15 protein-coding genes are annotated in these 21,686 nt (G+C 34.1%); 9 read left to right on the top strand and 6 right to left on the bottom strand.

Going from position 1 to position 21,686, the window contains the following annotated elements; genetic code table 11:
• The 6 genes from ACFSR1_RS01510 to ACFSR1_RS01485 form a co-directional block, all read right to left on the bottom strand.
• A complete protein-coding gene (locus tag ACFSR1_RS01510) occupies positions 1-2,262 on the bottom strand; it encodes an alginate lyase family protein (RefSeq protein ID WP_378288943.1) in 2,262 nt (753 codons plus the stop codon).
• A gap of 34 nt (positions 2,263-2,296) precedes the next feature.
• Positions 2,297-3,847, bottom strand: coding sequence for an IPT/TIG domain-containing protein (locus ACFSR1_RS01505; protein WP_378288941.1), 1,551 nt, complete (start codon positions 3,845-3,847; stop codon positions 2,297-2,299).
• 18 nt (positions 3,848-3,865) lie between these two features.
• Positions 3,866-6,283, bottom strand: a complete 2,418-nt coding sequence (locus ACFSR1_RS01500) for a polysaccharide lyase 6 family protein (RefSeq protein ID WP_378288939.1) — start codon at positions 6,281-6,283, stop codon at positions 3,866-3,868.
• Positions 6,283-7,776 carry a RagB/SusD family nutrient uptake outer membrane protein gene (locus ACFSR1_RS01495; protein ID WP_378288937.1) on the bottom strand — a complete coding sequence of 498 codons (1,494 nt, stop codon included), beginning with the start codon at positions 7,774-7,776 and terminating at the stop codon, positions 6,283-6,285. Before ACFSR1_RS01495 ends, ACFSR1_RS01500 begins: the two co-directional genes overlap by 1 nt.
• 84 nt (positions 7,777-7,860) lie before the next feature.
• A complete protein-coding gene (locus ACFSR1_RS01490; RefSeq protein ID WP_378288935.1) occupies positions 7,861-10,953 on the bottom strand; it encodes a SusC/RagA family TonB-linked outer membrane protein in 3,093 nt (1,030 codons plus the stop codon).
• Positions 10,954-11,314: 361 nt separating this feature from the next.
• The gene (locus ACFSR1_RS01485; protein ID WP_378288933.1) at positions 11,315-12,034 is read right to left on the bottom strand and encodes a FadR/GntR family transcriptional regulator; all 720 of its coding nucleotides are present in this window, start codon (positions 12,032-12,034) and stop codon (positions 11,315-11,317) included.
• Between the two features lie 796 nt (positions 12,035-12,830).
• On the opposite strand from ACFSR1_RS01485, the gene ACFSR1_RS01480 reads away from it, so the two are divergent.
• The 9 genes from ACFSR1_RS01480 (at position 12,831) to argB (ending at position 21,680) form a co-directional block, all read left to right on the top strand.
• Complete coding sequence (locus ACFSR1_RS01480; protein WP_378288931.1) at positions 12,831-13,472, top strand: GNAT family N-acetyltransferase; 642 nt, start codon at positions 12,831-12,833, stop codon at positions 13,470-13,472.
• Positions 13,460-14,650, top strand: coding sequence for an argininosuccinate synthase (locus ACFSR1_RS01475; protein ID WP_378288929.1), 1,191 nt, complete (start codon positions 13,460-13,462; stop codon positions 14,648-14,650). The genes ACFSR1_RS01480 and ACFSR1_RS01475 overlap by 13 nt, the downstream gene beginning before the upstream one ends.
• On the top strand, positions 14,647-15,624 hold the full coding sequence (argC, locus tag ACFSR1_RS01470; protein ID WP_378288927.1) for an N-acetyl-gamma-glutamyl-phosphate reductase: 978 nt from the start codon (positions 14,647-14,649) through the stop codon (positions 15,622-15,624). Before ACFSR1_RS01475 ends, argC begins: the two co-directional genes overlap by 4 nt.
• A gap of 113 nt (positions 15,625-15,737) precedes the next feature.
• The gene (proC, locus tag ACFSR1_RS01465; RefSeq protein WP_378288925.1) at positions 15,738-16,532 is read left to right on the top strand and encodes a pyrroline-5-carboxylate reductase; all 795 of its coding nucleotides are present in this window, start codon (positions 15,738-15,740) and stop codon (positions 16,530-16,532) included.
• Positions 16,533-16,613: 81 nt separating this feature from the next.
• Positions 16,614-17,753, top strand: coding sequence for an aspartate aminotransferase family protein (locus tag ACFSR1_RS01460; RefSeq protein ID WP_378288923.1), 1,140 nt, complete (start codon positions 16,614-16,616; stop codon positions 17,751-17,753).
• 2 nt (positions 17,754-17,755) lie between these two features.
• Positions 17,756-18,952: a glutamate-5-semialdehyde dehydrogenase gene (locus tag ACFSR1_RS01455; RefSeq protein ID WP_378288921.1), complete on the top strand. Its 1,197-nt coding sequence runs from the start codon at positions 17,756-17,758 to the stop codon at positions 18,950-18,952.
• A complete protein-coding gene (gene proB, locus ACFSR1_RS01450) occupies positions 18,936-19,748 on the top strand; it encodes a glutamate 5-kinase (RefSeq protein ID WP_378288919.1) in 813 nt (270 codons plus the stop codon). The genes ACFSR1_RS01455 and proB overlap by 17 nt, the downstream gene beginning before the upstream one ends.
• A 142-nt stretch (positions 19,749-19,890) precedes the next feature.
• The gene (locus ACFSR1_RS01445) at positions 19,891-20,835 is read left to right on the top strand and encodes an N-acetylornithine carbamoyltransferase (protein ID WP_378288917.1); all 945 of its coding nucleotides are present in this window, start codon (positions 19,891-19,893) and stop codon (positions 20,833-20,835) included.
• 59 nt (positions 20,836-20,894) lie between these two features.
• Entirely contained in the window at positions 20,895-21,680 is a 786-nt protein-coding gene (gene argB / locus ACFSR1_RS01440; RefSeq protein WP_378288915.1) for an acetylglutamate kinase, read from the top strand.
• Positions 21,681-21,686 lie beyond the last annotated feature (6 nt).

Raw genomic sequence — 21,686 nt, 5'->3', positions numbered from 1 at the left:
TTAGTTGGTTTTTAAATTATAATTTCCCGTCCATTGATATGCTTGGTCATCAATAGTCACTTTATGTTGTTTGTGTGGATCGTGTTCTTGATTAACGATCATTAATGTATAGTGTTCATTATTTTTGAATATCACTTCTACAATGGTGTACATCTCATCAGAATAGATCAATTGAATATTATTAACATCAGAATGCGGATTTTGAACTGATTCCAATTTCGGATCAAAGTTTCCATGAGGTTCTATGATATTGACAAAAACATGATTTTTCTTATTGTTTTCTCTTATCATATAAGAAGCATCATTTCTAAGATTAAAATTAGGATCATTAGCTCCTAATCTTGAAAAAACCATTTTACTGTCGGTATTTACAAGGCTGGAGATAGAGTAGAAGCTATTTTGGTTTAACCAGGTTAACGTAGCAAAGTTTTTATTGCTATTGCCTTCTGCTAATTTCCATAAATGTTGGTATCCATTTTTAACTCCAAGAGGTACTAATGTTTTTTCTTTTAGATACTCAAAATTAGTTTCCATTACTTGTCCTTGATACATAAAGTTAAGATCATATTGATGCGATTCTTGAGCCTTAATTGCGTATACATCAATAATAAAAGGAGGTCTTTCTGAAGCTTCTTTTTTGACTAAAGCCAATGTTCTTTGCATCATAACTCCTTGATATGCATCCTCTTCCTTTGCACTAACAATTTGAAGATTAGCATCTTTTAAGTTGGAAAAAAGTAATTGAGGACTCACTTTACTCGATGTTTTTACATTAGCACCAAACTGAGAAGTTTCATCTACCGTTACTGTGTTGTGGGCAATAGTTTGTTTTGCCCAGGTATTATTTTCAGGAAGATATCGTCCTCCTTCTTTGGATTCTACGTTTAGAAACCTGGCAGCACCGTAGTCCTGTAAAATTTCTTGTTTTCCATCATATAGAAATATGGATAGTCTATCAAAGTGTCCGTGTCCCATTCCTTGCGAAGCGAATTTAAAAACAGAAGTAAGTTTTTGATTATTTCTTCCATTAGGCATTCTTAAGAGTGCTAATCCGCCGTCTTGACCATCTTTGCCATCAGTAATTAGTAATGATTTTTTTTCGTACGCTTTTGGTTTAAAATCTTTCAAAGCTTTAGCAACTTCTAATCCCGCTCCGGAGATACTTACTTTTTTGTGCTCTAAAATGATAGGCAGTAGCGAGGTATCTTTATAATAGGCGTATGCAATATTGCTGGCAAATATCAATTCACTGGTTAAATAGTTTTTTTCTTTTAACGCATCGTTAAATGGGAAAAAAGCACCATTTTCATCAGTTAGTTGCAATACTGTGGTTACCGCTTTACCTAATAATTGATCTCGGTATTCGAAGATGTTTAGATCAGGTTGATTGATTTGGATCGCTTGTGCAAAAAGCATAAAAGGCATCATAGCATATCGCTGGTAATAAGGACCTTCAGAATAATATCCTTCTGGAGAAAAAAGCATATCGATTTGTTTAAGAAAACCGGTTTCTTTATCCTTATTACTTCCGTATAACGCACGATCGACCATATCCTGATCTTTGAGAACATATCCTGTCATACCAACACCCGCTACTGCCCAGGTTCCATGATTATGTATTTTATTAAAGGTTTTTTTAGAATCTACACTGATAAATTCTGCTACTTTCTTGAAGACATTATCTTCGATTATTATTTTGTTTTCTTTAGAAATAGCATCACTTACTAAATTATATGCTTGTATGGAATTAACCAACCATACACTTTCATTGAGTCCTTGCCAGAAAAGTTTTCCGGCAGGATGATTTTCTTTGCTTTTGGGATGTAAAGGTAATTTTGGATACATTTCTGCATATCCTAATAACATATCAGCTACAAATTTGGAATATTTAGTATCTCCGGTTATTGCATAGGTAATTCCTGCAGCATACATTTCCCCATAGTTACGTTTGTGTTTCTCGTGGGTATATCCACCGCCAGGATCCTTAGGCATGGGTATTTCTACACCGTTAAGAATAGCTTTATCTGCTTTTTTCTGATGTTGATCAAAAGAGGTTTTTAAAACCTTGTTTTCAGCTAATAATCCTTTGATTTCTTCTGCTTGAGAACTAGATAACGAAAGCACGGGCTTTTGGTTTTTAAGCTCCGTTTTGTTTTCTGTTTTGCCTTCTTGGTTACAGCTAAAACTAAGAACACTAAGAGTTAGGGTTAGGCAAAGAATGCCTAACCTTAACAGATTAGTATGTAAAGGTGATGGGATCATCTATGATTTTGTATGATTCGTTATTTATTATTTTTTAACCTTGATCTTTCCAAAATGTTTGGTCTGTAATAGAGGCAGCAGAATAATCTACAGCTCCAAATTCCGTCAGTACTCTATCTGTTACAATTATCCAGTCATAGTCAGCAGATCTAGGAATATTATCGGATGAACTACCAGCGGTGAGGCGGAAGTGGAATCTGGAGAAATCAGCAGCGCTATCCATAAATCCATTAAGTCTTACAGCAACCAATACCCATTCTCCTGCTGTATCTAAAAGAGGACCATTGGATTCTCTACGCTGTGCACTCGAAGTTCCCAAGTAAATTTTTGTTCTACAATTTGCACCATTAATTCTCATCCAGAAATGTAATACAGGGTTACCACCAAATCTACCCGCAGGATCGATTAAAGCAGCTGATTCTTCTCCCATTTCTTCGGTACCAAAATCGTCGCTAAAATCATAGCAATATATAGATGCTAAAGTACTGGTTGTAGCTTTTGGATAATCTAAATGCAAATATCTATTTCCAAAAGGTTCTGTCATTCCGGTAAATCTTGGCTGCTCTGATGCATCTTCTCCTAATGATAATACTACTTCTGAAGGATCTCCATTTTTATTATCTCTTACGGTTTCAAGAGCTTTAGTATCAAAGTCGTAATATTCATAATAAGGACCATTAATATAAGGTATATTAAATACCGTTTGGCGCATTTCAGTATCTGTTATAATAACTTCTGCAATACCTGTTGTTACTCCAGATGGTACCATAAAAGTTAATTCTGTGGGCGACGTAGTGATTGTTGCTTCAATACCATCTATAGTTACCGATGTTGTAAAATTAATATTAGCTCCAGTGATGGTTACCATATTATCTCTGGCCATTATTCTAGGTACGTTATCCGGTTCTGGTGTTGGTATGTTTACCAGAAAAGAAGGACTCAATTCTTGTGTAATGTCGCCATTGTTACTATTAAATACTAAATTAACGGTAACAGGATCCAACGTACCGGGATTAGGAACGGTTACTACGATTACATCATTTTCCTGGAAGGAAATTACACCGGCAACTCCTCCAAACGTTACACTTGATACCACACCAAGGTTAGAGCCTTCTATAATCAGTAAGTCGTTTGCTGTAGCTTCACTTGGGATAGTACTTGTTACAGAAGGTACAGGGTAGGATACACTTAAACTTTCTGTTGAGGTAGCCGTAAATTCAAGATTTTCTGCACCTTGTCTACTTAAATCATTGATAAGCACGATAGGACCAGAGATTACCGCTGGATCGACTCTTAATAAAATCTGTGTATCACTTATCTTACTTTTAATTTCAGTTGGTATACCACCGATAGTTGCTCTATCAACAAATTGAAGAAATTCTCCTTCTACAAGTACGTCTTCAAGTATTTCTACATTTAACGGAGAAAAACTGGTGATTATCGGGGTTGCCGATTCTATTTCTTCAACAGTTTGATCTACTTCTATATCCGCATCACAAGATGAGGATATTACAAATATCAACATTAAACAGAAAACCAATAGCCCTGCTAAGATTCTCTTGAAAGATGCTTCGTAATTTTTCATAATTCTATGGTGTTAATTTTATTTTTTTGCTTCCCACTTCAATCCAATGCGTTTTGTTTTAAGCAACGGTGATTTCTCACTTGGAATAAAGTTGTTTTTATCGTCCCATTTAGGGTTTTTATATTGGATATCTTTTGCAGATGCTCCTTTTGTTGTTTTTACCGTACCACATTCAAAAATGACACAATTGCTAATACTATTTTTAGCTCCTTTTAGGTTAACAGGGTTAACCACTTTATAACTTTTTTCGAATACAGAGTTTTTGATATCAACCCAAACAATACCATTAGTTTTAAGAACAGTACCTTTTTCTATATTGCCAACGTTGCTGAATACCGAATTATCTATTACCAGTTTTCCTCCTAAAGTAGACTCATCAGTTCCACCTCGGTAATAGTTTACTGCCCATTGCTCTATATCTTTAAAAATGGTGTTGTCGATATATACTACTTGAGCACTATATTTTCCGGTATCATCTTTCTCTTCTGAAAGGTTTATTCCTCTATAAACATTTTCGATTCTGGAATTAACTATGCTCAACGTGTCTGCAAAGGTTCCTTTGTATCCTTTATATACACTACTACCATTTTTATTTTTAAAATCATGGATGTAGCAATTGTTAATAAATACAGAGTATGGTTCAGATATACCTTTATCAGGAGAAACTACTGCATATTTTATAGGAGTGTTTAATTCTCCTGAAATTTCCAGATTTTTTAGTCGTAACATGGTACCTCCTTCAACTCTAAAGAAATAGGTTGGATTTTTTTCTAATCCTTCTTTTACTTTTAATAAAGGTTTTTTGTCTTCAGAATTTCCTTCAATAGTGATACTATTGCTAACTTTTATTCCTTTTTCTAAAATATATTCTCCAGGCTTTAGTTTAAGAATACTACCGGTAGAAGCTTTTTTAAGCGCTTTGCGCAAAGTTCCTATTCCAGGTTCTACCTCAATAATTTCTGATGTAACTATTGGTTTTTGTGGTGTAACTTTAGAATCCCACGAAGTACCACTTTGTAAAACAAGTGCCTTTGGAAGCTTATTATTTCCAAGATTATATGCTCCGGCAACAAAAGTGTCTCTCTTTGTTCCAGTGATGTCAAGTTTGGTCGGCTTACCTTCAGGTTTAGAATTTTTTATTAATTCCTCATTGGTAGTTTTTGGAATGTAAAGAATATTGTCTAAAGCATCCCAGTTGACTTTTACTTTTGTAAACCCTGACTGATTGAAACCTTTTTCAGAATCAAGAATATTCCCATAGAATTTAAAGCCATCTAATTTATCGTGTACAGTTGCAATATCACCGTTTTTATCATTGAAAATTAAATTGTTGGCAAAAACAGTGTTAATAGGTGCTAAAGATCTTTCTTCATCTTTTCCTGCACAAAGCTGAATAGGAGAACAATTAATGATGGTATTGTTCTGAATGTTAACATCCTTAACCTGATGGTATCTGTTTGCAGGACTGTTAGGTACGCCATTCATAATTACAATTGGGCCTCTAAACCCATCTCCGGTTAGATTCATCATTAGATTATTTCTAACAACATGGCCTGCATTAATTATTCTGATACCGCCTGTATTTGGTTTTTGGTTTCCAATAAATACATTACTTTCAATTAAACACCTGTTACCGTGTCTTAGTGTCAAAACACCTTCACTTTCCAAAAAAAGATTGTTACGGTATACGTTATCACAAGATTTGTTAGAAATAATTTCTACTTCTCCATTACATTTTTCGAAAACATTATCTTCTACAATGGTTCTGGAAGATAATAGAGAATTTTTGCTAGTTCCAATTCGTATCGTTTCTCCTCCATTAAATCCTAAAGAAGGTCTTTCTCCAAAATAATTATGATCAATTCTATGATTATTCTGGATATGTTGTTCTCCTTTTAACCAAACGACCAGTGTAGTACCAGAATTAGTTTTACCTGCAAAATAATTGTGATCTACTCTGTTATTTTTTCCCCAGACACTAACCCACTTGTAATCTGTTGCTTTGGAGCTCGGGTTATAATAGGTGATAGCACAATCAGTAAGTCTGGAATGTGTTGCAAATTCTTTAGAATTCACTCTAAATGAGATCACAGATTTATCTGAAGTAAAACCATTTTTGAACCATAAACCTTTTACAATTAAATGAGTTCCTGCTATCTTTAAGCTAGAATCTCCGGTAATAAATACCTTACCGGATTCTTCTGCTTCAATGACGATTGGGTTTTCTGAAGTTCCCTGACCTTTTACAACTAGTTTAACATCTTTCCACTCTCCATTTTTAAGTATGATACGATCTCCTGCTTTTACAGATTTTATGGCACTATTAAATTCATCAATAGACGCTACTTTAATCTCATTGGCGAAACCGATACATCCAATAAAAAATAGTTGGATTAATACTAATCTAGTTATGATATGTTGTTTAGTTATAATCATTAATAACCTACATTTTGAGCCAGATTCGGGTTTAGATCAATTTCTCTTTGTGGGATTGGTAACAATAACTGAAAATCAGAGATAGGACTTGCATCAAGATCTGGATTATCCGGATTGTTGTATGCAAATTCTGTGATAAAGTGCTCATTTATAACGGTTAAAGCTCTGTTGGTTCTTAAAAGATCGAAAAACCTGTGGTTTTCAAAGGCAAACTCGAGACGTCTTTCGTTCTCTAAGGCAAGTTTAAATGCAAAACTTGAGTTTATATCTGTTTCTGTTAGGGCAGTTAGACCAGCTCGTTCTCTTACTTTGTTTAATTCTATTAAAGCTTCAGAAATTCCTCGGGCATCGATATAAGCTTCAGAGAGCATTAATAGTACATCTGCAAATCGTGTCACAGGCCAATCTACATCTCCATCGTCTAATGCATTAAATTCAGAATTATATTTTGTTACGTGTTTGTTGAAAATCTCAGTTCCGTTAGTAGCGATATAACTATCAGCCATAGATGAAAGCTTTCTTTGGTCATCGGTTACGTATGAGTTAGAAACATCTTCGGTAGGAACATTAAGCCCGTCACCGTTTCCGAAAACTACATTTCCATCACTTTGTAAAGGAGCAAAGAAGTTAGGGAAAGGGGAACCTAAACCAATAAGTCCTTGTTCATATCGTACTGAAAAAATAACTTCACTATTTATCTCATTACCTGGTTGAAAAAGGAGATCGTAATTTGATATAAGATCTCTATCACTTTGATCCCTTACATATTCAAGTTGAGTAATAGCAGCTTCTAGATCTCTTGTAGGACTTGATAAATGAACTTTTCCTAATATGGTTCTAGCTGCAATTCCTGTTGCTCTTCCGAATTCAGAATCATCATATACTTCTGGTAAAAGGATGATTGCTTCGTTTAGATCGTCAATAATGAAGTCATATACTTCGGTTACCGGTCTACGAGATAACTCGAAACCTTCTTCGCCAATTAATACTCTATCTGCAATTACCGTACTTCCATATAATCTTGTTAAATTGAAGTGCATCAAAGCTCTCATAAATCTAGCTTCTCCTTCGTATTGATTTCTTAGATCCTGATCTTCTACCACATCCAAATTAGCCAAAATTCTATTGGCCAATGCAATGGTTTTATAACAAGATGCATAATATTCTTGATTTATAGAATTGTTAGTATCTACCGTAAGACGATCTAATGTAAAACGAGGAGCATCGGATTCTGGTGATCTATCTGGATTGGTAAAGGTATTATCAGAACGCAACTCTGTAACATTCCATTCTACAGCCATTACATCATATAAACTAGAATATGTTGCAATTAACCCTCTATTTAATTCTTCCTGGTTACTGTAGAAATTATTATCTGATCTAAAAGAAATTACATCTTCTTCAAGATCACAAGACATTGTTACTAATGCCAAGCACAATGCATAAATATTAAAATTTATGAATCTGTTTTGAAGTTTAAAAATATGTTTCATTATAAATATTTTTTCGCCTGTATTTCGGTATCCGATATTAGTTTGACTTAATTCTTACTGAAATAGACTTTGATTAATTACTTTTTAGAAATTGATATCCAATCCAAGTGCCAGCTGACGCTGCACTGGTGTAACTCCTCTTTGGTATCCTCTGATTAGAACATTTCCTCTATCTGTATTTCCTTCAGGATTATTTCCTAAATAGTCATCGGCTGCATTATACCATAAATTCTGACCAGAAATATATACTCTCATTTTTTCTAGTCCTATTTTGGTAGCAGAATCGTTAGGGATTGTATATCCTAATACTACTTCTCGTAAGGAAATATAAGACGCATCCTGTACAGCATAATCAGTTTCTAACCAAGGTACTCCGATTCTAACACCTGGTCTGCTTGCAGGAATATTCTCATTGAACCATTGATCTTCTGAGTATACAGCGCTGTAACGTTCTACTTCATTGTAAAATGCTTCTCCCCATACAACTTCACCACCTTGCGATCCTTGAAAAGAGAAGTTAAGGTCTAGATTTCCATAAGTAAACGTATTGGTGAATCCCCAGATGAAATCAGGAAAAGGATCACCAATTACGGTTCTATCATCTTCATTAATAATACCATCACCATTTACATCCACCCTTTTAAGACCACCAACTGCATCAGTGATACCACTTGGACTGTTTGCAAGATCATCAGCATCCTGAAAAATACCGTTTGTTCTATATCCGTAGAACTGAATATATGGCTCTCCAACTCTGGTGATGTATTGGTCGGTTCTTTCTCCATTGTTAATAGCTCTTTCTGAACCACCAAAGGAAATAAGTTTATTTCTATTAAAAGAAATGTTTGCGTTTCCTTGCCATTTCAGTTTACCTTTTCCAAGGTTTGTGGATAGATCGAATTCCCAACCGGAGTTTTGTACTTTTCCAATATTATTCCATTGTTCGTCAAAACCAGTCGTGTTAGATATTTGCTGTCTTAATAGTAGTTTTTCTGATAATTTGTAATAATAGTCAACAGTTAGATTTACTGAGTTATTAAAAAAGCCAAGATCAATACCGTTATTAAATTCTGTGTTTGTTTCCCAGGTGATATCAGGGTTTCCTTGAAGCGGATCTACTTCTCCCTGACCAGTAATTAAACTACCATTTGGACCTATACTATAATTACTAAAATCAATAATCGTTTGTGAAAGAAAAGAGAATAAAGGAGGTGCTGCTCCACTAATACCCCAACTAGATCTAAGTTTTAGATTGTTCACAGTATTTCCAATACTATTTCTCCAGAAGTTTTCGTTAGCTACATTCCAACCAATAGAAACAGATGGAAAAACTCCATATTTATTGTTTTTACCAAATTTATTGAAACCATCTGCTCTTCCTGCTAAAGAAAGTAAATAACGATCTTTATAGGCATAGTTAATTCTGGCTAAGTAAGAAGATAATATGGTTTCATCTTTTAGGGTAAATGTATTTGGTAAATCTATAATAGTTCCTGCATTGAGCGTAGTGATCGTTTCATCATCAAAATTGGTAATTCTTAGATTACTAAGGCGCTCCGCGGTATTCTCATAAGTAATACCTACTAATAACCCAAGATCATGTCCATTAAAATTTCTGTTATAATTTAAAGTATTTTCGTTGATGTATTTAACAGTAAGTTGATCTGCTAAAATACCTTCAGTTTCTCCATCACGATCTCCGTCTGACCCAAAAAATTCTTCAGCAGTACGGTATCTGACATATCCTCCTAATGAGGATCTTAAAGTAAGTCCTTTAGCAATTTTCCATTTTACAGATCCATTGGCTAGTAATCTGTATTCAAAACGATTTCTTCTACTAGCTTCTTGTCTAGAGATAGGATTAAAATTTGATGATGACCATAGGTTTTCTAAATTCCCAGTGTTTTCTGTTTCGCCAGTTACAGGGTCTATATAGTCAAAATTCAGATTTCTAAAATGTAAGGCGTGCGCATAACTTCCTACAGGTTGTCCGGTTAAATCGGATGTATATTGGTTATGTCTTACAGGTATCCAAGTTTCATATCTTCCGGTATCCGTAAAATTAATAGAAGATCTTCTAGTAAGTGTATAAGAAGGGTTGATTTTTAAATCAAAACTTAAATTATCTGATAATTTAGATTTAAGTCTAGCAGATAAATTTAATCTTTCTAAATCATTATCTTTTCTAAGGCCTTCGTCATAAATATAATTTGCAGATATTAAATAGTTAGTTCTGGCTCCTCCACCATATACGTTGAGCTGATAATTATCAATTCTCGCAGGATTTCTTAGGGCTTCTTCTTGCCAATTTGTTGGTCCGCCAATGTTTTGGGCGATAGTTCTTTTACCTATTTGAACATTATCATAATTTATGAAGTTAGGTTCCCTGTTTTCCTGTTGAGCATTAAAATTTTCTACTAGTTGATCTCTATTTCTATCCAAGTCAGAGAATTGGATGGCATCAAGAAGGTCAATGCTTCTTGCTGCTTGCTTGAAACCGGATAAGGATTTAAATTCAAATGAGGTTTTTTCTGCTTTTCCTTGTTTAGTTGTGATCAGTATAACACCGTTAGCACCTCTAGATCCGTAGATAGCTGTAGAACTTGCGTCTTTTAAAACTTCTATAGATTCAATCGTACTGGGATTGATGAACTGAAGTCCATCATCAAAAGGAAATCCATCGACCACAACTAAAGGAGCAGAGCTAAGACTAATAGAACCAATACCTCTTACTATGATCTCCGGTTCATCACCGACATTACCAGTAGTGTTTCTTATTTGAACTCCGGCAATTTTACCTTTTATACTATTAGAAACATCAGAGTAAGGTAATTCATCTAAATTCTTGTTTTCTAATTTGGCTACAGAAGCTGTTAAACTTGATTTTTTCTGAACCCCATATCCAATAACTACAACTTGTTCCAGTTCTGATGCTTCTTCTTCTAGAGCTACATCCAGGGTTGTTTGATTGTCAATTGATACAGTTATTGTTTTCTTTCCGGTAAAAGAAAAAGAAACTACATCTCCTTTTTTTACTTTAAGCTGGTAATATCCATCAAAATCTGTTGTTGTTCCTGTATTTGATCCCAATATTAAAACGTTAACGCCTGGTATTGGAATTCCATCTTCCTGAGAAGTAATTGTTCCTGTTAATGTAACGCCGTCTTGTGCAAGCATTGTACAATGATATAGGACAATCAGGACGACTGTAATGATCTTTTTAACATACATAAGTAATTATTTTTTGTTTTACGCTTTTAATTTTAATCGCCATCAGTTTTATTTTCGACTCAAAAGCAAGATTTGATAATTACTTATTTCTTAACAAAGCTTTAAAATGATAAATCCAAAAGTGTTTATCTATTTTTCCTATCTTTGTGTTAATCTATCTATAAGTAATTATAGTATTAATTTTACTTTTTTAATTAAGTAAAGTTTCGAAAATTAAGGGATAAGTGTGGTAGCTGTCCCTTTTTTTATTGCTGTTTTTTTTTGTTACATATTGTAGTGGTATTAGAATTATTCCCCTTGTTTTTATTTATTCTTGATCATAACAAAATTTATATAAATCTTTAAAGTGATCTTCTAGTTTAGCAACTGCTCTATCAGGATCTTTATCAATAATTGCATCAATGATCGCTTGATGTTCTTTTATTAGTAAGTGGTTTTCATCTTTATTACAAACTTTGTTGGCTACAAAATGTGTAATAATTTCGGGTGTAATTACTAACATAAGAGAGTTGATCACACTATTACCACTTGCTTCAGATAGTTTAAGATGAAACATTAAATCTTCTTCTACTGCGTTTAGTCCGTTTATTGCCTTTTCACTATACGCTTTATGAGCTTCTTGTATTTGAAATAGATGCTCATCGGTTCTTCGGGTTGCAGCTAGGCGCACTGCATTGGTTTCTAATATCAATCTGGTTTCTACCAGTGATTTAAAATCTGGTTCCTGTAATTGTAAAATATCTGACATCATTCCATTTAGGGCAGTTACACCTATATTGGATACACGAGTACCACTTTGAGGATATTTTTTTACTAACCCATAAAATTCTAATTTTTGGATAGCTTGACGTAATTGATTACGGCTTACTCCCAATTTTTCTGCTAATATTCTTTCTGCAGGAAGCTTATCGCCCGGTTCGAGTTGCTTAGAAACAATTAATTCCCTAATTTTAGAGATAATTATTTCTTCGGAACCTTGCTTGGGACTGGACAAGACATCCGTCTCCTTTTCCGTTTTAATATTCATAATACTGGTTTTGATTTTAACTGGTTGACCAATCTGGTTAACCAAAAGTATAGTTTTTTTTTATTTCCACAAAATTTATATGTTAAAAATATTAAGAAAGCTCAAAAAAGTCGTGATTTTTTGATCAAAAACTTATTCTCAATCCTTTTCGTATTGTAAAATAGGTATTTATGATGTGGAATTATGATTAATCAATACTATAATAAAATATCCCTTATTACGAGGATTAATTGACGATGCACCTTACAAAAGATTGAATTATTAGCACATTTTTAATGTTATTAAACAATCATCTCTAAGTAATTTAACTATTTGATAATTAATTTAATGTGATTATTTAATTGAATTTATTAAGATTTAGTCAAAATATGATTTAGTTTTTGTGAAAATGATAATTCTGAAAGAATGTCGGTTTTTTCCTTTCACCTAAAGATTTTTTTTATGTAATATTGTACTATCTAGTTAACGAAAGGGGCTACGGCCGACGATTTAGAGTTACTATTATGAAAACGGCAAATTTTATTATTACAGAAGTTAGTGTTCAATTTTTGAACGGATCAATTAATACCAATATATCTGCACGCCGCTTTCGTCGCCCCTTGGGGGTCTAAAATTATTCTGAAGTAGGTGCGTCCTGCTTCCCCTAAAAAATATTCCAATTTTGCTTTAGTTTGAATTTCTTTTACAGAAGAATTAAGTCTGTATTATTATTTAATTAAACTAAATGTCAATCTCCCACGGAATTATACCCTATAAATTTTAAGTATTGAACTTTTTTGATAAACGTAATTCGTTTATGAAACAGATAGAAATTATCATAGCTAATAATGACCATTTGGGTTATGCACAGGAAATTTGTGACGTAATATCAGACTCTGCCAAAGTTAGAGGAACTGGCATAGCTAAGCGGACACCTGAGTATATACAGACCAAAATGAATAATGGAAATGCAATTATAGCCTTGTGTAAAGGCAAATTTGCAGGGTTCTGTTATATCGAAGTTTGGGGGCACGAAAAGTATGTGGCTCATTCTGGTCTTATTGTACATCCTGATTTTAGAAATCAAGGACTGGCAAAAAAGATTAAAGAATTCACCTTTAATTATTCGTTACAGAAGTATCCGCATTCCAAAGTTTTTGGTATCACCACAGGTTTGGCGGTAATGAAAATAAATTCCGATTTAGGATATAAACCAGTTACTTTTTCTGAGTTAACTGATGACCCTAAGTTTTGGGCTGGATGCAAAACATGCACGAACTATGATATTCTTACTGCTAAAGATCATAAGATGTGCCTATGCACAGGAATGTTATATGACCCCGCTAACGGAATTAAGAAAAAAGAAAAGTGGTACGATAAAAAAGTATTAAAAAGATTAAAAAAAATTAAGCAAACCATGCTTACAAGCAATAAACAATTGTTGTTATGGAAAAAGTAGTAGTAGCATACAGTGGAGGTTTAGATACTTCATACTGCGTAAAATATCTCATTCACGAAAAGAATCTGGAAGTTCATACTATCTTGGTAAACACCGGTGGGTTTTCTGAAGAAGAACTAAAACATACCGAAAAGAGAGCGTATGAATTAGGAAGCACATCACACATAAATAAAACAATTTTGAATGAATTTTATCAAAAAGCGATCAAATATTTGATTTTTGGTAATGTTCTTAAGAATAATACCTATCCATTATCGGTGAGTGCAGAAAGGATTTTTCAGGCCATTGAGGTAATTAATTATGCAAAGAAAGTCGGCGCAAAATATATTGCACACGGTAGTACAGGAGCCGGTAACGATCAAATAAGATTTGATGTTATTTTTCAAACATTAGCTCCCGAAATTGAAATTATCACTCCTATTAGAGATTTAAAATTATCGAGACAAGAGGAAGTTGAGTTTCTTAAAAAATACGGAGTTGACTACAGCTGGGAAAAAGCTCAGTATTCTATTAATAAAGGTATTTGGGGAACTAGTGTAGGAGGAAAAGAAACCTTAACATCCAATAATGCTTTGCCTGAAGATGCTTATCCAAGTCAACTTCAGAAAGAGAACGAAGAAACCATTACGTTAAATTTTGAGAAAGGCGAATTAGTCGGTTTAGACGGAATCAAGGATACACCAGTTAAGAATATTCAGAAATTAGAAGAATTGGCGAGTGCTTTTGCAATTGGTAGAGATATCCATGTGGGAGATACTATTATCGGAATTAAAGGAAGAGTGGGATTTGAAGCAGCTGCACCTTTGGTAATTATCAAGGCACACCATTTATTAGAAAAACATGTATTGACCAAGTGGCAACAATACTGGAAAGAACAATTAGCAAATTGGTATGGAATGCTTTTACACGAAGGAAATTATCTAGATCCGGTTATGAGAAACATCGAAGTGTTTCTTGATGATTCTCAGAAGTCGGTAACTGGCGATGTAATAGTGAAGTTAAAACCATATCATTTTACATTGGAAGGAATTGAGTCAGATTTTGATATGATGAAATCAGATTTTGGTCAATACGGAGAGATGAATAATTCTTGGACCTCTGATGACGCAAAAGGTTTTATCAAAATCTACGGAAATGCAAATAAGATATATCATAACGTAAATCCAAACGAATCATGATCAAAGTCGGAATAATAGGAGGATCGGGATATACCGCAGGAGAATTATTGAGGTTATTAGTTCATCATCCAAAAGTTGAGCTGGATTTTGTTTATAGTACAACTAATGCAGGAGTTTCTGTAAATAAACAACACGTGGATCTGTTAGGGGATATAGATCTTTCTTTTACAGATACCATTAATCCGGATGTAGATGTTTTATTTCTATGTCTTGGTCACGGAAGATCCAGAGCATTCTTAGAAGCACATACTTTTTCTAATGATACTAAAATCATCGACTTGGGAAATGATTTCAGGTTAGAAAATGACAAAAGTTTTCTAGATAGAAATTTTATCTACGGTTTACCAGAATTGCAAAAAGAAGCTATTAAAACAGCTCAGAACATTGCAAATCCAGGATGTTTTGCTACAGCGATCCAGTTAGGATTATTGCCATTGGCTTCAGTAGGGGAATTAAAAGAGACAATCCACGTGAATGCGACAACAGGAAGTACGGGAGCAGGAGTAATGCCTGGTGGAACTACACATTTTAGCTGGAGAGATAATAACTTTTCTAGTTATAAGGTGTTTACACATCAACATTTAGACGAAATAAATCAGAGTATTTCACAATTGCAAAACGATTTTGAAGCTCCGGTTTTCTTTATCCCTAACCGAGGTAATTTTAGTAAAGGAATTTATGCTACCATGTACACGAAGTATGATGGATCCGAAGAAGAGGCTAAAGAGCTCTATACTTCCTTTTATAAGGATACAAAATTTACTGTGGTATCAGATCAAGAAATTCATCTGAAACAAGTTGTAAACACGAATAAATGTATTCTCCATATCAGTAAGAATAATGGAATGTTAGTAATAACGTCGGTTATTGATAATTTAATAAAAGGAGCATCCGGTCAAGCTATTCATAATATGAACTTGATGTTTGGAATAGAAGAAAAAACAGGATTAGAACTAAAAGCGAGCGCTTTTTAAAAGCAACAAGTGTCACACTGGGCTTCCTCCAGAGACGGACAGGTGTCGAAGTGCAATAGCAAAGCTGATAAAATTGAGTCTTCGACAGGCTCAGACTGACAAAAGAAATGAAGATGAATAAAATAACAATCATAGGAGGAGGTAACTTAGGGAAATCCATAATATCTGGATTATCCAATAGCAATCTTTTCGAAGCAAAAAATATTACTGTAGTTGATAAATCGAAGTATAACTTAAAAGAAGTAGAAGAAAAACTAGGAGTATCAACTTCACAGAACATTATAGAATCCATAAAAGATGTAAAATGGGTAATTCTATGCGTACAACCAAGACAATTAAATGCAGTTCTGCAAGAGATTAAAGATGTGTTGACCAAGGATCAGATATTAATTTCTACGGTAACAGGAACTTCTATCGCAGAAATTAATGAGGTAGTTCCCAATAATAAAGTAGTGCGGGTAATGCCTAATACAGGAGCAGCAAAAAAACTGTCTATGACCTGCATCGCAGCTAATGATGATGTGAAAGAGGAATTGTCGATTGTAGAAAAAATGTTTGATACTATTGGAGAAACTTTGATAATTGAAGAAAGATTAATGCAGGCCGCTACTGTTTTAGGAGCTAGCGGTATTGCTTTCTTTTTGCGATTTCTTAGAGCAATGATCCAAGGAGGAATTCAGATGGGATTCCATCCACATGAAGCTCAGATTATCGCGGTACAAACGGCTATAGGGGCGGCAACATTAGTAGCAGAAAATGGAACGCATCCTGAACGTGAAATTGATAAAGTAACCACACCACAAGGATGCACGATCGAGGGGTTAAATGAAATGGAACACCAAGGGTTAAGTTCATCTGTAATAAAAGGAGTGATGGCTTCTTATGAAAAAATTAATACGATTAAGTAAGAGGTAAAGATTTAATAAAATAGAGCATAGACTTTTTATCTATTTTCTCTTCTCTTTATTCTCTTTATAAAAAAGAAAAATATGAAACTATTTGATGTATATCCACTGTACGACGTCGAGCCTGTAAATGCTTATGACAGCATCGTAATAGATAAAAATGGAACTGAATATTTGGATTTATATGGTGGTCATGCGGTGATATCCGTTGGACACGGACATCCACATTATGTAAAAAGACTAAAAGAACAAATAGAAAAAATAGGATTTTATTCTAATGCCGTTCAAAATAGTCTACAATCTGAATTAGCCGAGAAATTAGGAAAACTTTCTGGATATAACGAATACCAGCTGTTTTTATGTAATTCTGGAGCTGAAGCCAATGAAAATGCACTAAAACTTGCTTCTTTCTATACAGGAAAATCCAGAGTAATATCATTTGATAATGGTTTTCACGGAAGAACTTCGGCAGCAGTTGCCGCTACAGATAACCCTAAGATTAATTCACCTCTAAACAAACAACAAGATGTCACTTTTTTACCATTAAATAATTTAGTTTTAGTACAAGCTGAATTAAAAAAAGGGGATGTATGTGCTGTAATTATAGAACCTATACAGGGAGTTGGAGGTTTAGATGAAGGAACAACGGATTTTTTTAAAGGATTAGAAAAACTGTGCAAAGAAAATAATGTTGTGTTAATTCTAGACGAAGTACAGGCTGGGTTTGGAAGGACTGGAAAATTCTTTGCGCATCAGCATCATTCGATTACACCTGATATTATTTCGATTGCAAAAGGAATGGGTAATGGTTTCCCAATAGGAGGAATTATGATCGCACCACACATTGAACCAAGTTATGGAATGTTGGGGACAACTTTTGGGGGAAATCATCTTGCTTGTGTTGCGGCTTTATCAGTTTTGGAAATATTAGAAACTGAGAATTTGATTGATAATGCTAAGCTAACGGGAGATTATTTTATCTCTGAAGCACTACATATACCGGGAGTTAAAAAAGTAAAAGGGAGAGGATTGATGTTAGGGTTAGAATTTGATTTTGAAGTAAGTGATCTTCGGAAGAAACTCATCTATGATGAACATATTTTTACAGGAGGTGCTATGAACAAAAAGTTACTACGAATACTTCCTCCATTAACCATTGGTAAATCAGAAATAGATCAATTTATAAAGGCATTAAAAAAAGTTTTAGTACCAGAAAAGATATAAATATGAGTATTACACTAGATATATCACAAAGAAACGCTGTATTACAAAAGATGGCAGTACTGGTTGATCAACATAGAGATAGCATAATAAGTGCAAATCTAAAAGATCTCGAATCTTATACTGGAGCTGATGTAGCGATGCGTGATCGATTAAAAGTAGATCATCATAAAATAGAAGCTATGATTTCTGCTCTCGAACAACTGGCAAGTCAGGAAGATCCGATAGGAGTAGAGCGTTTTCGATTTACCCACGATAACGGCATGCAGGTATACAATAAAACGGCTTCTTTTGGAACAGTGTTAATTATTTATGAATCCAGACCGGATGTAACTATAGAAGCAGCTGGAATTGCATTCAAATCGGGAAATAAGATTTTATTAAAAGGAGGTAAAGAATCTCTAAACTCTAATTTAGAAATAGTGAAACTTTGGCATCAAGCACTTAAAGAGAATACTATTTCAACAGATTGGGTAGAATACCTTAATTATAATAGAACAGAAACTCAAGCATTTTTAGAAAAACCGACTCAAAATGTGGATCTTATTGTTCCCAGAGGAGGAGAAAAACTGATAACGTTTGTAAAACAACATGCGACTTGTCCTGTTATTGTAAGTGGGCGTGGTAATAACTTTGTTTATGTGCATAATGAGGCAGATCGAGCTTTGGCTTTAGACAATATAATCAACGGTAAAACAGATAAGATTTCTGCTTGTAATGCAGTGGATAAGGTATTGATTGACAAAAACCTTCCTAACAAGGAAGATTTTGTTCGAAATCTCATCACAACACTCAAAAACTTCAATGTGGAAATATTAGGTGATGCATCTTTATCAAAATATGACGAAGTAAGTCCTATTTCTAATGAAGGTATATGGCAAGAAGAATTTTTGGACTATAAAATTGTGATTGGAGAAGCAGAAAATGCTCCAGAAGCAATTTCCAAAATAAATAAATATAGCGGAGGGCATTCTGCTGCAATTATCACCAGAAATCAGAAGCAAGCGGAGACTTTTATGGCAAATGTAGATTGTGCAGCAGTATATCATAATGCTTCCACAAGGTTTACGGATGGTTTTCAGTTAGGATTAGGAGGAGAACTAGCAATAAGTACAGATAAATTACACCAAAGAGGCCCAATAGGGTTACAGCATCTGGTTACAAATAAATGGTATATACATGGAGATGGACAGATCAGATAAAAAGAGAATTATACTCAAGATGGGATCTAATGTTTTGACAAAAGGAACAGATCATATTTCTAGAGGTAAAATAGAAGATATTGGCAGGCAAATAGTTGCCTTGCAGGATACATATGAATTTGTTATTGTCAGTTCAGGTGCAATAGCTGTGGCAAAACAATTTGTAAATCTAGAAAGTAACGGTAAGGAAATTAATGTAAAACAAGCTTTGGCCTCAATCGGACAACCGCATTTAATGCGGATTTTTCAGGAGAGTTTTAGAGATTTAGGGTTACTAACCTCTCAATGTTTATTGTCTTATTCTGATTTTGAAAGAGAACAATCCAAAAAGAATATCGTGAACACCATCAATGTTTTAGTAGCAAATAATTATATACCTATCATAAATGAAAATGATACGGTAGCTACCGACGAAATTCAGTTTGGTGATAATGATAAGTTAGCGGCACTAACAGCTTGTTTGCTAGAAGCTGATTTGCTAGTAATCGCTACTAATACGAATGGCATTTGTACTAAAGAATCTGTAGAGAATAGCACCTATGATACCATAGAAGAAGTTGATGATATAGAATCGTTAGCAAGCGAAATAGTTTCGTCAATTTCTATACATGGTACTGGAGGAATGCAATCTAAAATACAAGCAGCAAGCATTACCCAAAACGCAGATATAGAAACCTGGATCGTTAATGGTCTGGAAGATAATTTTATGGTGAACGCAATTGATAAAAAGATTTCTTTTACTAGAGTTGTTGTAGAAAATAGAAAACAGAGTTTAGAAAATAGAGTATATGAGTAAATGACATAATTATAAAAACCTAAAAATTAGAAATTATGGAGAATAAATTAGAAGAGTTTCAAAGAATGACAATGAGTTTTCAAAACAAACTTTAAAAAGTCTTTACTCTATTTTCTCTATTCTTAAATCTTGGAAAACTACTATGAACAATTACTTTTCAATAAAAGATATAGATTCACTTGATCACTGGGTGAATGAAGCGATTGAACTAAAGAAAGACCCTTTGTCTAATAAGGCATTAGGAACAGATAAAACCATTGGGTTATTATTTTTTAATCCTAGCTTACGTACTCGTTTAAGTACGCAGAAAGCTGCTTTGAATTTAGGAATGAATGTGGTCGTAATGAATTTTACCGGAGAAGGTTGGTCTTTAGAATATGGCGATGGAACCGTAATGGATCAAGGTAATTCAGAACACGTCAAGGAAGCAGCTCAGGTAGTTTCACAATATTGTGATGTGTTAGCAATCAGAGCTTTTGCTAAACTGGAAAGCAAAGAAGAGGATTATGAGGAAAATGTATTAAAAAGTTTTATAAAGTATGCCAGTATTCCAGTAATCAATATGGAAAGCGCTACAGGTCATCCCTTACAGGCATTAACAGATGCAATTACCATCACAGAACATAAAACAACGCATAAACCAAAGATTGTACTATCATGGGCACCGCATCCGAAAGCCTTACCACAGGCAGTTGCAAATTCTTTTGTAGAAATGACGCAGCGTATGGACGCAGATTTTGTAATTACCCACCCTGAGGGATTTGAGTTAGCCAGTCAGATTACTAATGAGGTGCCCATAGAGTACAATCAGGAAAACGCTTTGAAAGATGCCGATTTTGTATATGTGAAGAATTGGAGTTCTTATACACACTATGGAAAGACATCTCAGGATCAAAGTTGGAAAATTACCGAAGAGAAAATGAAGCTAACTAATAATGCAAAGTTAATGCACTGTTTACCGGTAAGAAGAAATGTTGTGGTAGATGACGTTGTTATTGATAGTGAAAATTCGATAGTAATCGAACAGGCTAATAACAGAACCTACGCTGCTCAGTTGGTGTTAAAGAAGATATTAGAAAATAAATAAGCGATCACAGTTTCTTCTTCTTTTTGGGGGAGAAAATTAAGGTGAAAAGAATAATTAGAATGGAAACAAAACAAAAATTATTAGTTGCAAAGATTGGTGGCAACATCATAGAAGATAAAAATGCCTTGGATTCTTTTCTAAAAGATTTCTCTAAAGTTGAAGGTCCAAGAATCTTAATCCACGGTGGAGGAAAATCAGCTACTAAACTAGCTTCAAGATTAGGAGTAAGAACCGAAATGATCGATGGTAGAAGAATAACTTCTGCAGAGAATCTGGAGATTGTAGTAATGACCTATGCAGGTTTATTGAATAAAACTATTGTTGCTGGTTTGCAAAAAAATAACTGTAATGCGCTAGGATTAACAGGAGCTGATGCAAATTTGATAGTAGCGGATAAAAGACCTGCTCAGTTTGTTGATTATGGATATGTTGGTGATGTAACTAGTGTAAATAGTAAAACTTTAAAAGGTTTTTTAGAATTAGGAATAACTCCGGTTTTTTGTGCTGTAACTCATGATACGAATGGTCAATTGTTCAATACTAATGCAGATACGATTGCTTCAGAAATTGCTTCAGCAATGGGGGCATATTATGATGTGTCACTTTTCTATTGTTTTGAACTTAAAGGTGTTCTGGAAAATATAGAAGATAAAGATTCCGTAATTGAGTATATAAATTTAGAAAAGTACTCTGAGTTAAGAGACGCTGAAGCAATTTCGGATGGAATGTTGCCAAAATTGAAAAACTGTTTTGATGCATTGCAGAAAGATGTAAGTAAAGTACATATAGCTAATGCGGATTTTATAAAAGATAATACTATAAAACATACGACTTTGAGTTTGTGAGCATTT

Source organism: Aquimarina rubra, from assembly GCF_042684305.1.
Lineage (GTDB): Bacteria > Bacteroidota > Bacteroidia > Flavobacteriales > Flavobacteriaceae > Aquimarina > Aquimarina rubra.
Note: the sequence above shows the minus strand (reverse complement) of the source record. Positions and strands in the feature narration are given on the sequence as shown.

What these genes read in the sequence shown, in the direction of transcription:
- ACFSR1_RS01475 (WP_378288929.1), top strand. Translation starts at nt 13,460, where the DNA reads ATGGAAAAAGTAGTAGTAGCATACAGTGGAGGTTTAGATACTTCATAC.
- ACFSR1_RS01500 (WP_378288939.1), bottom strand. Translation starts at nt 6,283, where the DNA reads ATGATTATAACTAAACAACATATCATAACTAGATTAGTATTAATCCAA.
- ACFSR1_RS01455 (WP_378288921.1), top strand. Translation starts at nt 17,756, where the DNA reads ATGAGTATTACACTAGATATATCACAAAGAAACGCTGTATTACAAAAG.
- argB (WP_378288915.1), top strand. Translation starts at nt 20,895, where the DNA reads ATGGAAACAAAACAAAAATTATTAGTTGCAAAGATTGGTGGCAACATC.
- ACFSR1_RS01510 (WP_378288943.1), bottom strand. Translation starts at nt 2,262, where the DNA reads ATGATCCCATCACCTTTACATACTAATCTGTTAAGGTTAGGCATTCTT.
- ACFSR1_RS01445 (WP_378288917.1), top strand. Translation starts at nt 19,891, where the DNA reads ATGAACAATTACTTTTCAATAAAAGATATAGATTCACTTGATCACTGG.
- proC (WP_378288925.1), top strand. Translation starts at nt 15,738, where the DNA reads ATGAATAAAATAACAATCATAGGAGGAGGTAACTTAGGGAAATCCATA.
- ACFSR1_RS01460 (WP_378288923.1), top strand. Translation starts at nt 16,614, where the DNA reads ATGAAACTATTTGATGTATATCCACTGTACGACGTCGAGCCTGTAAAT.
- ACFSR1_RS01480 (WP_378288931.1), top strand. Translation starts at nt 12,831, where the DNA reads ATGAAACAGATAGAAATTATCATAGCTAATAATGACCATTTGGGTTAT.
- ACFSR1_RS01495 (WP_378288937.1), bottom strand. Translation starts at nt 7,776, where the DNA reads ATGAAACATATTTTTAAACTTCAAAACAGATTCATAAATTTTAATATT.
- ACFSR1_RS01505 (WP_378288941.1), bottom strand. Translation starts at nt 3,847, where the DNA reads ATGAAAAATTACGAAGCATCTTTCAAGAGAATCTTAGCAGGGCTATTG.
- ACFSR1_RS01485 (WP_378288933.1), bottom strand. Translation starts at nt 12,034, where the DNA reads ATGAATATTAAAACGGAAAAGGAGACGGATGTCTTGTCCAGTCCCAAG.
- proB (WP_378288919.1), top strand. Translation starts at nt 18,936, where the DNA reads ATGGACAGATCAGATAAAAAGAGAATTATACTCAAGATGGGATCTAAT.
- ACFSR1_RS01490 (WP_378288935.1), bottom strand. Translation starts at nt 10,953, where the DNA reads ATGCTTGCACAAGACGGCGTTACATTAACAGGAACAATTACTTCTCAG.
- argC (WP_378288927.1), top strand. Translation starts at nt 14,647, where the DNA reads ATGATCAAAGTCGGAATAATAGGAGGATCGGGATATACCGCAGGAGAA.